We start from the raw sequence: 13,987 nt of genomic DNA, 5'->3' as shown, positions 1-13,987 counted from the left end.
TGGGTCATCCTTTGACAGATCCGGCTGTCAGGCCTTTGGTCATGAAACGTTCAAGTCCCAGGAACAGCGCCATGATAGGTAAGGTTGCAATTACCGCGCCTGCCATCAGGTGTTGTCTGGGGATTTCGGAGGAGTTGAGCATCGACACACCCCGCGTCAGCGTGAACTTTGAGGGGTCGTCCAACAGCATGAAGGCCAACAGGAATTCATTCCAGGCAATCATGAAAACATAAAGCGAAACCGAAGCCAGCGCTGGCAGGCTGAGCGGTAGGGTGATTTTCCAGATCACCGACAAGCGCGAGAGCCCATCCATCAGACCTGCCTCTTCGACCTCGGTTGGCAGGCCACGGAAATAGCCCTGCAACATGTACAGCGCCACAGGCACTGTAGTGACTGGATAGATCATCACGATCCCCAGGATCGAGTTACGCAACCCTGTCATTGAAAAAACAATGTAGATTGGCAATGCCAGCACGATCATTGGCACCATGTAGATCAGCAAGATCGAGCGCGAGAACGCCTTTTGCCCTTTGAACCGGAACCGTGCCACCGCATAGGCGCCGGGCACGCTGAACAACAGGGTGATGAACACAGTCAGCACCGAAACGTAAAACGACGTCCAAAGGTAGGTACCAAAATTGAAATCGGAAAACAGCTCGGCATAACTTCGGAACAGGTCCCAACCGCGGCTAAGTTCGATCGAAAAGTCCAGCGGGTTTTGTAGCAGCTCTTGTTGTGATTTCAGGCTGGTCATTACCATTACGTAGAAAGGAATAATGACGATAGCGGTGAAGAAGATATAGCCGAACCCAGTGCAGAACCGGATCACGGCGGCTTCGAATTCATGGCGTGTCAGTGTGGCAAACGGCACATCAAACAGGATCGCCTGAAGTGAAAGATGCAGGATAGCCGCCAACGACACCAGAGTGATCAGGCGTGAGGTCAAGGTTACCTCAGGGCCGATCAAAATTGGGCCGAATTCCGTCAGGCAGGCCAAACCCACCATTGCGCTGACCGTCAGACGTATCAATCCATTTGGAGCAGGAAAACGTACAAATGACCATCCAATCATGGCCCCCCAGATCAAGCTGAGTGTAACCTGTGGGCGGAACAAAGCACCAGTTGCAAAAGACATCGTTACAGCAAGGGTGGAGGCGATTACGACCAGCCACAGAGCGCCCAGGATCGGGCCGGTTACATAGCCATTGCGCATCACAGACCCTCCTCTCGGCTGATGAAACGGAAAAAGACAAAGCTGAACAAAAGAAGACACAGCAAAATCACCACAGCGACCGCAGCCCCGGCGCCGATATTTGAGATGGCAAAGGCCTGTTCATAGACATTCACGGTCAGGGTGCGCGTTCCGGCATTGCCGCCTGTCAGCAGAAAAATGTCGTCGAATTTGTTGAAGGTCCAAATGAAGCGCAGCAGGAACAACACCGACAGGATGCCCAGCAGCTGCGGGATGCTGAGAAGCCAGAATTTCTGGAACGGAGATGCCCCATCCATGTCAGCGGCTTCGTACATGCTGGTATCAATGGATTGCATCCGGGCCAGAATGAACAGGAACGACAACGGAAAATAACGCCAGATTTCAAACACCGTCACCATGATCAGTGCCAGCGGGCGATCGCCAAAGAAGTTGATTGGCGTTTGTGCCAGCCCCATTTGCAGTAACAGTGCATTGGCAGATCCCGAGAATGGGTCAAATAAGGTTACCCAGGTGAAGGCTACGGCAATGACAGGCGCGACATAGGGAAACAAGTACAACCCGCGAATAAACCCCTGACCTCGAAAGCTTTTGTTCAACAGTAATGCAGCAAAAAGCCCCATGACCAATGCGCCGATTGTTCCAAAAACCGTGTAGAACAGGGTGATCCAGAGAACTGACCAAAATTCGCCACCGTCAAACAGACGGGTGAAGTTTTCCATGCTGAATTCAAAGTTTGTCAGCATGCTTGGGCCTGCACCGGTCATGGCAGGTTTGGTCTCTTTGACCAGATCCTCCAACGCGTCCACATCGCCAGTTGCCAAGACCGGCAGCCGTAATCTTTCGCGAGCGCCACCGTCCATGTCGCCGAAATCACAAAACAGGTTGCGATTGGTAAGGTGGCAGTGATCTGGCAGGTCGTCTTTTAGCGTCAACCCCGGGGGCAAAGTATCGCTGAGAGTCACACTGGTAATTGCAATCTCTTGGCTGGAATTCCGAATCCGGTATTCGATGCGCAAATTGTCACCTTCTCCCCGCAGGCTTTCCCGTACGATTGGTGCAGGTGGCCGCAGATCGGTCAGGGTGAAGGGTTTGAAACTGATCCAGATGATCGCCAGTAGCGGCAGGACCACAACCAAAGAAATACTGATCATCGTCGGGGCTAAAAGAGCCCAAGCCAGACGCGCCTCGCGTTTGGCCAGAGCCCCCGAACCGGAAGGAGGGAGTGCCGTAGACATAGAAAACCTCGAAGGGGGATGGCAGCGGTACAACCTCCGCTGCCAAATTAGATTCGGCTTAGTTGATTTTCGACAGTTCGTCGTTCATCGCAGCAACTGCAGCCTTGGCATCGATTTCATCGTCGATGTATTGTCGCACGACCCGGTTGATCGCCTGACTGTTGATGATCTTGGACGCCAGAGACAACTGTCCCTCAGCAACGCCCCAACGTTTGGCCACGTCCAAACCGCCGACGATCTCGTCGATCATGGATTGCTCATACAGCCCGCCCAATGGGGCTTTGCGGTCGACGCCAACCGGCAGTTTTGACCAGGCCTCGGTAAAGGCTGTTGGGTTGTCCGCAGTGCCGCGTCGAACCGGGAACTTGCCCTCAGGTGCAATCGACAACGTCTGGGTATATCCGTCATCCATCGCAAATTTCACAAAGTCCATTGCGGCATCGGTGTCTGCATCAGATGTGATGCCAAAATACCGAACATCCCCCCAGGCTGCGCCATCCGGGTTTGAAGGCCCAGAGAAGTTGGTCACAATCCCTGTTTTCCCGGCGAGGGCTGGGGATGTTGGGTCATCGTTGATTGTTGGCGGAGCGCTATCACGAAGACCGGCCAGTTCGTCCAGAATAAAGGGGGACCAAATGATCATGGCGGCCTGACCCGAGAAATACAATTCGCGCGACTGCTTCCAGTAGAGTTCGCCCGGAGGTGACGCTTTGGCAATGGCCTTGTAAAAATCGAGTACTTCGATGGTGCTGGCTTCATCCAGCGCGTTCAGGCCGTTTTCATCAACCGGGCTGACACCGTTGGCCAAGAACACATGTTCCAGAACCTGACTCATAAAATTCTCGTCCACCTTGGTTGCGGCAACAAAACCGTACAATTCAGGTGGGTTGTGCAATTTGGCCAGTGCTGCCTGCACATTGGCAAAGGAATTCGGAGCGTCCAGACCGTGCTGTTCGAACAGATCCTTGCGGTACACAACCATCTGGGTCCAGCCATCGACCGGAACAGAGGCGGTTTCACCTTTGAACGCGGCCATGGCAATGGCGCCGGGCGCAAATGTGTCGGTGCCCAGATCAGCAATCACTTCGCTGGCGGCTTCGGTGTCGAGAATGCCGGCTTCTGCCCAAGGCAGTGCATACTGTAGCGTGTGGTAGATCACATCGGGCAGATCGCCCGCAGCATAAGCCGCTGTGGCGCGGGTCCCAAGATCGCTTTCGGTCACTGGGATAACTTCGACCGACGTCCCGGTTTCTGCCTTGAACAGGTCTGCCATTTCTTGCTGTTTGGCCAGCCGTTCGGGCTGTTCTTCTGTTGTCCAGAACCGGATGCTATCCGCCTGTACTGACATGGCCGACATGGCCAGTGCCAAGGATGTGCCAAGCATTAGCTTGGCTGTGTAGTGACGTGACATGTTTAGTCCTCCCCTAAAATAGATCACTGTTTTGTATTTTCTCTGCCAATTCTGTTGAGCTGAGCGCAGGTGGGCCATCGGAGTCCCGTTCGATCAGCTGAGCCTCTTGCAATTCGCGTAACTGGTCAGCCGGTTCCCCTCGGATCTGACGGACCAGCAAACTTGCAAGACGTTCCCCGGCCATGCGGGTATCGACGTCATATGTTGTCAAAGCTGGACGTACATATTGGCTTTCTGGCACGCCGTCGTAACCGATTACGGACACGTCCTTGCCAACGGTCAGTCCCAGTTCAGTTATGGCCTTATAAGCGCCCAGTGCCGCCATGTCGGTTGCATAGACAATTGCGGTTGGGGGCTGGTCCAATTGCAACAACGCGCGGGTTTCGGCAGTCCCCTCGTCGCGTGTTCTGGCACCTTTTCTTAACAGATCTGGATCTGCTTGGAGTTTGGTCGTGTGCAATCCTTGGGTAAAACCTTCGCGGCGCAATTGGCTGTAGTTGAATTCGGGGTCGCTGCCGACGTAGCCGATACGATGATGACCCAAGTCGACCAGCCGCAAAACCGCGTCGTGCATTGCAGTTTCGCCTGAAATATCGAACCAAGAGACATCTGGTTCGATCTGTTTCTGACCATGACCCGTGCGCCCAAACATGGTGTAGGGCACACCAAGCCGACGCAGCAGCTTGACACGTGGGTCCGTGACCTTGGTTCGTGGCAGAATGAACCCATCGGCTTTGCGTTCTTCGATAAGCCGGTTCAGCACCGCATCCATATCTTGGTCAGACTTGGCTGTTGAAATGGTCACTGTCCAGCCAAAGTCACTGGCCGCTTCGCAGGCTCCGGCAAGGAACTCTTGCAGGAAGGGATTGTGCTTGTCCGGTTCGTCATTTTGAAGAACCAGCGCTATGGCCCGAACCCGACCTGTACGAATGGCCTGGGCGTGACTGAGTGGCCGATACCCCAATTTCTGCGCAGTTCGCTCAACACGCCTGCAGGTTGATTCAGAAATATCTGAATAGCCGTTCAGGGCACGCGACACTGTGCTTTTCGACATACACAGGTGGCGTGCTAGGTCATTGATTGTGACCCTCCCCCCAATCTTTGGAGAAGAAGATGTCTGGCCTTTGACCAAAGTGATGCGATTCGTGTTCATGAGGCGATGATTTGTTCCGAAACCGGTTTCGGCAACGGCTAATTATCTTTTTATCAGGGCATCAGTTCGCACACCACCTGCGCGCGGTGCTTGAACCACGGTAGTGTGGTTGTTCTGGCCCACTGGAATTCCTGATCAACAGACAGTAGTCTGTTACAATCGTTTGGGTAGAAATGGGACTGGCACCTTCGGGAGGAGGAGAAGTTGCCAGCCCCAAAAAATAACGGGTTCCGGGAGGAAAGTCCGTCAGGGTTCGATGTCAGGTAAACTCTGGGAGGAGCGAGCGCCGACATCTGTCGATCCTGCCCTTAACGGGCAGACACCGATTTCGGAATGGATTGCGCCCATATTGGGCTAAATCCAATGTTCAAAGACCGTCGTATTCGTAGCCGATCAGGTATACTGCATGCTGCGCAATATCTTTTCTGGCAAGGCCGATTTGTTTCAGTTGCTCGTCTGTCAATCGGTTTAACGCGGACTGCATTTTGGCGATTTTTACCCTGATCATGCACTGCGCGGCAGTATTGCGAACCGTGGTTGCCCATAATCTGAATGTTGACCAGGCACTGCCAATGACATCCTGTGATTGCGCCCAGAACATCGAGCTGTGCTGCGTGCTGTTATCATTGTTCATTTGGCGACCTTCAGCTGAGCGGCCTCGAGGGCCAGCCTGCGAATGTGCGACCGAGAAATTCCAAGATCAGCCAAGTTCCGGTTTGTGAGGCTGTTGAGTTCGTGAACGGTGGCGCGGTATATGCTCCGCCGCTTGTTGGCCTGCTGAGCAACAAACAAATAGTGCCTAAAGCGTGAGCGCAGGTAATCCAGAATGGCTGGAAAACGAGCATTGTTACCGGAAATTGCTATCGTCATCTTGCGCTTCCTTTTTTGTCGCTGCGGTGCAGTATTTGTGCTGCACTGCAGAGATAGCGCAAACATTTCGCCCCTCCAATCCAGTTGATGTGCATAGGGGGCTTTCCAAACGGGAAAGGGTACGACGCATGATGGATGCATCAGCGCAGATGTTGGTTTTTGTGAAAGTCGTTGAAATGGGAAGCATTTCAGCGGCGTCGCGCGCGAGCGGACAAACACCATCGGCCGTGAGCAAACAGATAGGGCGCCTGGAGGACCGGATCGGTCGTCGACTTCTGCACCGCACCAAAGCGGGTGTGGCCGTGACAGAGGATGGCCGGAAGTATTACGAAAAGTGCCGGGCAATGGCTGATAGGTTTTTTGAAGCAGAGGATCATTTCTCCACGGTCAATGATCGGCCAAAGGGCACGATCCGTGTTGCCTCCAGCGTGGTTTTTGGGAAGTCGCAGCTTATCACTGCTTTGCCCAAATTTCTGGATCTCTATCGTGAAATCACGGTGTCTCTGGAGCTGACCGACCGGCATGTCGATCTTGAAGAAGAGGGATTTGATGTTGCTATCAACTTTGCGGAGCAACTGACAAACCCGAATGTCATTGCGAAGAAGATCATGAAGAACGAACGTATCCTCTGTGCCTCGCCTGATTTCATCGAACGTCATGGCAGACCCAAATCTTTTAGCGACCTGTCGAACTTTAACTGTCTCCGTACGTCCAACTTTGTCGGCCGGAACGCCTGGAAGGCCCATCTGGATGGTGTCAGTCATACGGTTGATGCAACCGGCAATTTTGCAGGCAATAGCGCCGACGCTGTATATAAGGCAGCGCTGGCCGGCTTGGGAATTGCGCGATTGTCCACTTATCTTGTCGCTGAAAGAATTGCCTCGGGCGATCTCGTCAGATTATTTCCCGAATATACCCAAAAGAATGCGGATATTGCTGTAATATTTGCCAACAAACGCAACCTTGCCCCCAAGACCCGGGTGTTTGTAGATTTCTTGGCGGATCGATTCCCTAGGCATTAGTGCTGTCGGCCAGAGTAGCCGAATTTGCAGAACAGCCATTTGAAGGCCAGGTCGGCAGAAATTGGTTGCGATAAGCTCTGCCATCTCTTGCAGATAAAGTTCCCCGAAAAGTCTTGATCCGACGGCACATCCTGTTCCACTTGGGGAATGTCAGCTGCAAATGGATAGGAGCATAATACGTGGCATTGCTTTTGGGAGTAGATACAGGCGGCACCTATACGGATGCCGTGCTGATCCGCGATGAACAAACCGTGGCGGCCTCGGCCAAGGCCCTGACCACGCGGCAGGATCTGGCTCTGGGCATTCGCGAGGCCATTCGCGAGGTTCTGGACCAATCCGGCACATCTCCGCATGAGATTTCGATGGCGGCATTGTCGACCACATTGGCAACCAATGCATTGGTCGAGGGCCAAGGTGGCCGGGTGGCGCTGATCTATATTGGTTTCAAAGAGAGCGATCTGGACCGGCATGGGTTATCCAACGCGTTAAAAGGCGATCCGGCCTTGATCTTGGAGGGCGGCCACAACCATGCAGGGGCCGAAGGGATGGCGTTGGACGTCGTCAGTTTGGAAGGCTTCCTGCAAGACGAAGCAAAAGGCGTCACTGGTTTTGCTGTGGCAGGCCTGTTCGCCACCCGGAACCCGACTCATGAGTTGGAGGTGGCAAGGATTATCAAGGCGCGCACTGGTGTGCCTGTCACCTGTTCACATCAATTGTCGGCCAAGTTGAATGGGCCAAAGAGGGCGTTGACGGCGGTTCTAAATGCGCGGTTGATCGGTATGATCGACAAGCTGATCGGGCGGGCACAAGACAGTTTGGTGGATCTGGGTATCTCTGCGCCAATGATGGTGGTGCGCGGTGATGGCGCGTTAATGTCAGCCAGTCAGGCGGGTGAACGGCCCATCGAGACGATCCTGTCAGGGCCAGCGGCATCGATTGTTGGTGCCCGGTGGCTGACTGGGATGGATGACGCCCTGGTCTCTGACATCGGCGGCACTACCACCGACGTGGCGGTGTTGCGCGGTGGAAAGCCCGCGATTGACCCGAACGGTGCACGGGTTGGAGGCTTTCGGACCATGGTCGAGGCGGTGGCCATGCGGACCACGGGGCTGGGCGGCGACAGTCAGGTGCACGCCAATGCCGAGGGATTGGCGGGTGGTTTGATGCTGGGACCGCGACGGGTGCTGCCCGTATCTCTGATCGCCGTTGATGCGGCAGAAGTGGTGCATTCAGCGCTGGACCGACAGCTGAACGCACCGGTGCCCAGCGAACATGATGGGCAGTTTGTGTTTGCTCACAAAGGGGGAGGTGCCATAGGTCTGACGGACCGTGAACAGCAGGTGTTACAACGCCTAGAAGGGCAGGTGCATTCCATTGGTGATGTCCTGCGCAACAGGGTGGATCAGGCGGCATTGAACCGGTTGTGGGACCGCGGGTTGGTGCAAGTGGCTGGGATCACGCCTTCGGATGCAAGCCATGTGTTGGGGCGGTTGAACTGCTGGGATCAGGACGCCGCGACAAAAGCGTTGACGCTATTTGCGCGCCGACGGATTGGCAGTGGAGCGGTCTTGGCGACAGGGCCGCACGATTTGGCAAAGATGATTATTGAGCAGCTGACCAAACAAACGGCTTTGACCCTGTTAGAAGCCGCTATTGAGGAAGACGCAGAGGATTTTGGCCTGCCAGCTGGGCAGCTGGCGCGCCATGTTTTGATGCAACGTGGTTTGGCAGGGCATCGGGGGATGCTGGCCTTGGATGCCGCCTTGAACAGTGATGTGGTTGGGCTGGGGGCCTCGGCACCGGGCTATTACCCGGCGGTGGGCGAGCGTCTTCATTGCCGGATGATTTTACCACAACACGCTGGTGTGGCAAATGCCATTGGTGCTGTTGTTGGCCGTATCTCGATGCGGCGCAGTGGCACAGTCAGCTCGCCTTTCGAAGGCCGGTTTCGGGTGTTTCTGGAGAGTGGGCCTGAGGATTTTTCTGACCTTGATACGGCCTTGGATCTGCTGGAACACATGTTGTCAGAACGGGCCCGAGAGGCCGCGCAAGAGGCCGGAGCCGAGGATATTCATGTGCATGTGGAGCGTGATATCCGCACCGCTGAGGTTGAGGCGCGGCAGGTGTTTGTGGAGGCGGAGCTGACCGCCGAGGCGAACGGCCGCCCTCGCGTGGCACAGGGCTAAGCGACGCAATCTCGCAGACAGCTAAAGGCTGGTTCTCCGGGGTGTTTAGGATTGCCTGCACCACGCATTTTAATGGTGCAGGAGAGCGTTGTTGCAGGGATCAACTACAGCTCGAAACGCGCCCTACCCGAGACGGAATTCAGGCGGAGCGTTCGAAACTGGGCCGGCCAAGTTCGGTCATTCTGTTGAGAACTTGCACGCCGATCGTTGCCTCTGTTTTCTGGTTGTCGAAGATCCGAGACCTCAGTTTCGGTCCGATCACAGCTTTCCAGCGCCCGATTTGAGCTTCTGCCCGACTACGCTGATTGTAGCCGCTGTTGGCTTGCCAGGCCAATCGGCCGTGGGCTTGTATCTGAAATATGTGCTTGTCTCGGGGTGATGGATCATCAAGCGATTTCGGGGTGAAAACGGCATTCCTAGGAGGCGGGATGACGATTTCAACGGCATCACCGAAATGCGTCGCGAGCAGCTTACTGGTTGGGGTGCCATCATAGGCACCGTCAGCAAGGAACCGCGAAACCGGACCCTCAATCTGGTCCAGAAGCCCGGGTAAGGCCGTTGGATCACCGACGTCGTCCAGCGTCAGATCCGCACAAACGATCGCTCCGCTTGCAAGGTCCAGACCCAGATGCAGCTTGCGCCATGATTTGCGCTTCACCTTCGTTTCATACTTGTTTTGTTGCCATTCACCTTCGCCGAATATCTTCAAACCGGTACTATCCACTGTCAAATGGATCGGCTTGGCTCTGTCAATCCGTGGCTTTTCCGGCAAACTCAAGCCCTGAGTGCGGCGCGACAGTGTCGAGAAATCCGGCACCGGAATTGCCACACCCATCAGCAGCGCGATACTTCGCATCAGTCCTTGTGTCTGGCGCAGTGGTAATTTGTAGACGGAGCGCAGGGTCAGGCAGGTTGAAATCGCCAGATCCGAATATTTCGACTGACCACCCGGCGTTGACCGGCGCGGCGCTCGCCATTGTTTCAGCGCGTCGTCAGTGACCCAGATAGTCAGGTCGCCCCGCCGTCGGAGGCTCTCGTTGTATTCCGCCCAGTTCGTCACACGATACCTCTTCCCTGGAAAGTTGTGGCGGCGGGTGGCGTTGAATTTGTGCGGCATTCAAGTGTCCAGATCAAGGGCAGAGCAGACAGCTATCAGACAGGCCCACCTCTACGCAACAATGCCCCTTTCTATGCAAAAGGTCTTCGATCTTGCGCCGTTCGGATAGATTTAGCTCGGTTCGTTTCATAAACTGTTCTCCCGATTTTCCAGTAGGATAGAGGAAAAGTCGCTTCCCAGTTTAGAATGTACCCATTCGCGATCTGTGATTCCGATAATCAAGGTTATGTTAAACTAAGGCAGAAACTGTCACGTCTGCAATTTCAGAAAATGCTATCAGAGCTGCCGCCGTGCATTGTCGCCATGGAAGCTTGCGGATCGGCTCACTACTGGGGCCGAGTTGCTCAGGCTGCCGATCACGAGGTCCGGCTCATTCCTGCACTCTACGTCAAACCTTTTGTCAAACGCCACAAAAACGATGCGCTGGACGCCTAAGCAATTGTTGAGGCAGCGTCTCGGCCGTCCATGCGCACGGTTGCGGTGAAAGATGAAGATCAGCAGTCTCAGGCCATGCTATTTTGAACACGTGAGATGTTCGTCCGGCAGCGAACACAGCTCATCAATGCTGTGCGCGCGCATTTGGCTGAGTATTGAATCGTTTTGCCGCAACAGCGTCGAAATGGCCGGTTGTTCGCAGAACGATGCCGCGCAGAGTTTGGCGGTGCTCCGGAAGCCGTCATCTCCATGGTGGAAGCCTATCTCCGGCAGATCGAGGCCGTCGATCGTGAGGTTGCCGACCTGGATGTCAAAATCAAGAAAGGCGCTCTGCACAATGCAGATGCTCGACGACTGCAAACAATGCCAGGTATCGGGCCAATGTCAGCAATGGCAATCCAAGCTTTCTGCCCCCCTGCTCAGAACTTTCAGAAGGGTCGCCATTTTGCAGCTTGGCTGGGTCTTGTTCCGCGACAACATTCGACCGGCGGCAAGGATCGGCTAGGACGCATTACGAAGATGGGTCAACGAGACGTGCGAAAGCTGCTGATTATCGGCGCCATGTCGGTCATCAGCGCAAGCGAACGCAAAGGGCGTTGCGAAGATCCATGGCTTGCGAATATGCTTGAGAAGCGGCCGCGCATGGTTGTTGCTGTTGCATTAGCAAATCGAATGGCCAGACGGCTTTGGGCAATGATGACCAAAGAACAGAATTACGAAATTCAGGTCACCGCCTAACCGCGAGACCCGGATACCGGCAGGACTGAGAGGACGAAGGACAAGTTACGGAACACGACGATCATGAGATCGGCAGTAGGAAAACCAGGATAATAAAGCGGCCCTCGAGCCCGCTAAGGTGATCTGGACCTACCCCTCGCATCTCCATAAGGGCCCGCCGCCAGTGTTGCGGCACACCAGAGGCCGGACACATGACTGCACCCGATCAGGCGTTCTATGACTTTGAATTCACTCACAGTAAGACGGGGCATCCACACATTATTATGTTAAATACGCAGCCGGTTTTGGAAAGCAAATTTCCGCGGATGAATTCCTCGCTCACAAATTCGGATACTGTCAATTCCAGCTCATCTATTCATCGTGAATGGGAACTCCATGGCTGATTTTCCGATGTCAGGAGGCATGAAGCGCTTCCAATAGATTCAAGCGGTGTCTGGCTGCCGCAAAGATGGGCTTTGAAACGTTTTCTGGGAACCCCGCTGGGAGTGCTTGCTGAACACTATCAATTACGCTCTGCCCGGCTCCAGTAATATGATCGAAAGCCTCTCCAGCAAGCGTGGCCACCAAACCTGTCTTCTTGGCAGTGCTAAGGAAGTATCGTGGTGTAATCTAATCTATCCGATAATACTGTTTCTTGCCGCTTACAGCCATCGCCAGTTGCATTTGCCCAAGTGTGATGTGCTTCCTGGCCACAGAAGGCTCCGCACTAAAAATGTCGTAAAGCGGCGTCATCTCGTATCCTCCTGACACCGAAGTACCAGCGGCTCTGCTGTACACTACTCTATAACAAAATTGGCGGCGGATCATTCTCGCCACCAGCTATTTACAAGAACGCCGGGATTTGACTTCACCAATTTGAACAGCATTTCCCAAATCTAGCAAAAGCCAGTTTTGAACGCCTTATCTCATTCGACTATCTTAGACTTCCATCAACGCAACGGGGCTGCCAATTGACGTGCTAAAACCGGTTGGGGTTAGCGCACCCGTGGTCTTGTCGAGACGCAGACTGGACAACGTGTTGCTAAGCTGATTGGCCGCAATTACCCAATTTCCGTCAGAGCTGATGATAAAGTCGCGCGGGAATACTCCGCCACAGTTGGTTTCGCCCAAAGATGCCCCGTCTACAGAGAACCCCGCAATACTCGATTGTCGCCTGCCTGAGATATAGATGTATCGTTCATCTGGGGTGAGCCGGATCGCAGCGCCGGTGCCATCTTCGTCCACGGGCACTTGAAATCCAGCTTGGATGCGGCCAATTCTCCAGCCAAGCCCGTCGCGCGACAATGTGATGAGGCTTTCATCCAGCTCGCAAAGAACCCATGCACGGGTTGCGTCGCGATTAATGGCCATGTGTCGCGGACCAGAGCCAGAAGCGACTGACAAGGTTGCGGATTCGACACTGTCATTATTGTCATCTAATCTGTGACTGACAATACAGTCGGTGCCAAGATCGATAAGATGTAGCACCTCTCCACCATTGCTAAAGGCCACAAAATGCGCATGCGGACCGTCCTGTCGTGCAGCATTTGCGCCGCTTCCCGTTCGGGTTAGATACGTGGGGGCCTGCAGTTGTCCGCCTACCACCGAGCATATAGCGACATCCCCGGTCCAGTACTGGGCCGAAGCCAGGCGGTTATGCACCGGGTCAAAGGCCAGATGGCAGGGCAGTTCACCGGTGATCGGCGGGTGGGACAACTCAATCATATCGCCTGTGGGCGAGATGCTGAACGACGTCAACGCTGGGGCGTCATCGCCAAAAACCTCTCTGCCGGCGAACAGAATTGCACCATCCGGATCATAGGCAAGCGCCGAGGGGTTCACGCATTTCGTTAGTAACTGGGCTGTCCCAAGGGCACCGGTATTGGTATCAAAGTGGACCGAGTAGATGCCTTCGCCATTGCCGTCCACCCCTGCAAAAGGCAAGGAATATGTGCCGATTAATAGCTCCATTCTACATAGTCCCAAAAGTTTCAAAGGCTTTAACTGTACTCTGTCTGACGTCAGCGCCTATGGGTCCAAATAGCCGTATTTGAAAAGAGAGTGTTCTTGGCTCATCGTAACCACTGAGGAGTGGAAGATGAGACAGACCACTGGAACACGCAAAAGCCCTGGCGAGAAGATCGTCAAAGACATCAAGCGGGCCACACGCAAACACTATTCATCTGAAGAAAAGATCAGGATCGTCCTGGACGGTCTGCGTGGTGAGGACAATGAGACCTTGTCCGCCATTGGTCCGAGGACAATGGTCGAATGCTGAACTGTGCCGCCGCGAAGGGATTTCCCAGGGCGTTTACTACAAATGGTCGAAGGACTTCATGGAAGCCGGGAAAAAGCGGTTGGCGGGCGATACCGCCCGTGCTGCTACGACTGACGAGGTCAAGGATTTGCGCCGGGAGGCCCGCGACCTGAAGGAGGTCGTGGCGGAACAAACGCTCGAACTCCGCTTGCTCAAAAAAAGCATGTTCGACGGTGGGGGCGACCACGAATGAGGTATCCTGCATCCGAGAAGCTTGAGATCATCCGGTTGGTTGAAGGATCACATATGTCAGCACGCCTGACACTGGCCAAACTCGGCATTCCCCGCACCACATTCTACCGTTGGTATGA

Annotated in this window: 11 protein-coding genes and 2 pseudogenes; 4 read left to right on the top strand and 9 right to left on the bottom strand. The window is 54.5% G+C overall.

Annotated features, from left to right (window positions below; all coding sequences use genetic code 11):
* Nucleotides 1-4: 4 nt before the first annotated feature.
* The 6 genes from AC2T28_RS21690 to AC2T28_RS21665 all read right to left on the bottom strand — a co-directional run bounded on the left by AC2T28_RS21690 (nt 5) and on the right by AC2T28_RS21665 (nt 5,948).
* Nucleotides 5-1,213: a carbohydrate ABC transporter permease gene (locus AC2T28_RS21690; protein WP_138165405.1), complete on the bottom strand. Its 1,209-nt coding sequence runs from the start codon at nt 1,211-1,213 to the stop codon at nt 5-7.
* Nucleotides 1,213-2,448, bottom strand: coding sequence for a carbohydrate ABC transporter permease (locus AC2T28_RS21685; protein WP_486750731.1), 1,236 nt, complete (start codon nt 2,446-2,448; stop codon nt 1,213-1,215). The genes AC2T28_RS21690 and AC2T28_RS21685 overlap by 1 nt, the downstream gene beginning before the upstream one ends.
* A gap of 58 nt (nt 2,449-2,506) precedes the next feature.
* Nucleotides 2,507-3,859 carry an ABC transporter substrate-binding protein gene (locus AC2T28_RS21680; protein WP_486750730.1) on the bottom strand — a complete coding sequence of 451 codons (1,353 nt, stop codon included), beginning with the start codon at nt 3,857-3,859 and terminating at the stop codon, nt 2,507-2,509.
* A 13-nt stretch (nt 3,860-3,872) separates the two neighbouring features.
* The gene (locus AC2T28_RS21675) at nt 3,873-5,012 is read right to left on the bottom strand and encodes a LacI family DNA-binding transcriptional regulator (protein WP_138165407.1); all 1,140 of its coding nucleotides are present in this window, start codon (nt 5,010-5,012) and stop codon (nt 3,873-3,875) included.
* A gap of 367 nt (nt 5,013-5,379) precedes the next feature.
* Entirely contained in the window at nt 5,380-5,646 is a 267-nt protein-coding gene (locus AC2T28_RS21670; protein WP_138165408.1) for a DUF1127 domain-containing protein, read from the bottom strand.
* Nucleotides 5,643-5,948: a DUF1127 domain-containing protein gene (locus tag AC2T28_RS21665; protein WP_486750729.1), complete on the bottom strand. Its 306-nt coding sequence runs from the start codon at nt 5,946-5,948 to the stop codon at nt 5,643-5,645. The genes AC2T28_RS21670 and AC2T28_RS21665 overlap by 4 nt, the downstream gene beginning before the upstream one ends.
* A gap of 62 nt (nt 5,949-6,010) precedes the next feature.
* Between AC2T28_RS21665 and AC2T28_RS21660 the strand changes: the two genes are divergently transcribed.
* Both AC2T28_RS21660 and AC2T28_RS21655 read left to right on the top strand, forming a co-directional pair.
* A complete protein-coding gene (locus tag AC2T28_RS21660; protein ID WP_246079578.1) occupies nt 6,011-6,904 on the top strand; it encodes a LysR family transcriptional regulator in 894 nt (297 codons plus the stop codon).
* Nucleotides 6,905-7,083: 179 nt separating this feature from the next.
* Nucleotides 7,084-9,090 carry a hydantoinase/oxoprolinase N-terminal domain-containing protein gene (locus AC2T28_RS21655; RefSeq protein ID WP_486750728.1) on the top strand — a complete coding sequence of 669 codons (2,007 nt, stop codon included), beginning with the start codon at nt 7,084-7,086 and terminating at the stop codon, nt 9,088-9,090.
* A gap of 139 nt (nt 9,091-9,229) precedes the next feature.
* Here the strand turns inward: AC2T28_RS21655 and AC2T28_RS21650 are convergent, their stop codons facing one another.
* Complete coding sequence (locus tag AC2T28_RS21650) at nt 9,230-10,207, bottom strand: IS5 family transposase (protein WP_486750727.1); 978 nt, start codon at nt 10,205-10,207, stop codon at nt 9,230-9,232.
* A 186-nt stretch (nt 10,208-10,393) separates the two neighbouring features.
* On the opposite strand from AC2T28_RS21650, the pseudogene AC2T28_RS21645 reads away from it, so the two are divergent.
* Nucleotides 10,394-11,380: pseudogene (locus tag AC2T28_RS21645) on the top strand (IS110 family RNA-guided transposase).
* A gap of 609 nt (nt 11,381-11,989) precedes the next feature.
* On the opposite strand, the gene AC2T28_RS21640 reads toward AC2T28_RS21645, so the two are convergent.
* Together AC2T28_RS21640 and AC2T28_RS21635 are read right to left on the bottom strand one after the other, a co-directional pair.
* Nucleotides 11,990-12,112, bottom strand: coding sequence for a hypothetical protein (locus AC2T28_RS21640; protein WP_486750726.1), 123 nt, complete (start codon nt 12,110-12,112; stop codon nt 11,990-11,992).
* A gap of 186 nt (nt 12,113-12,298) precedes the next feature.
* Nucleotides 12,299-13,330 carry a lactonase family protein gene (locus tag AC2T28_RS21635; RefSeq protein ID WP_486750725.1) on the bottom strand — a complete coding sequence of 344 codons (1,032 nt, stop codon included), beginning with the start codon at nt 13,328-13,330 and terminating at the stop codon, nt 12,299-12,301.
* Nucleotides 13,331-13,457: 127 nt separating this feature from the next.
* Here AC2T28_RS21635 and AC2T28_RS21630 point away from each other — a divergent pair.
* A pseudogene (locus tag AC2T28_RS21630) lies at nt 13,458-13,987 on the top strand (transposase); the annotation flags it as partial.

Source organism: Parasedimentitalea nitratireducens (genome assembly GCF_057444295.1).
The sequence above is the reverse complement of the archived record's forward strand: the minus strand, read 5'-3'. Positions and strand labels throughout refer to the sequence as shown.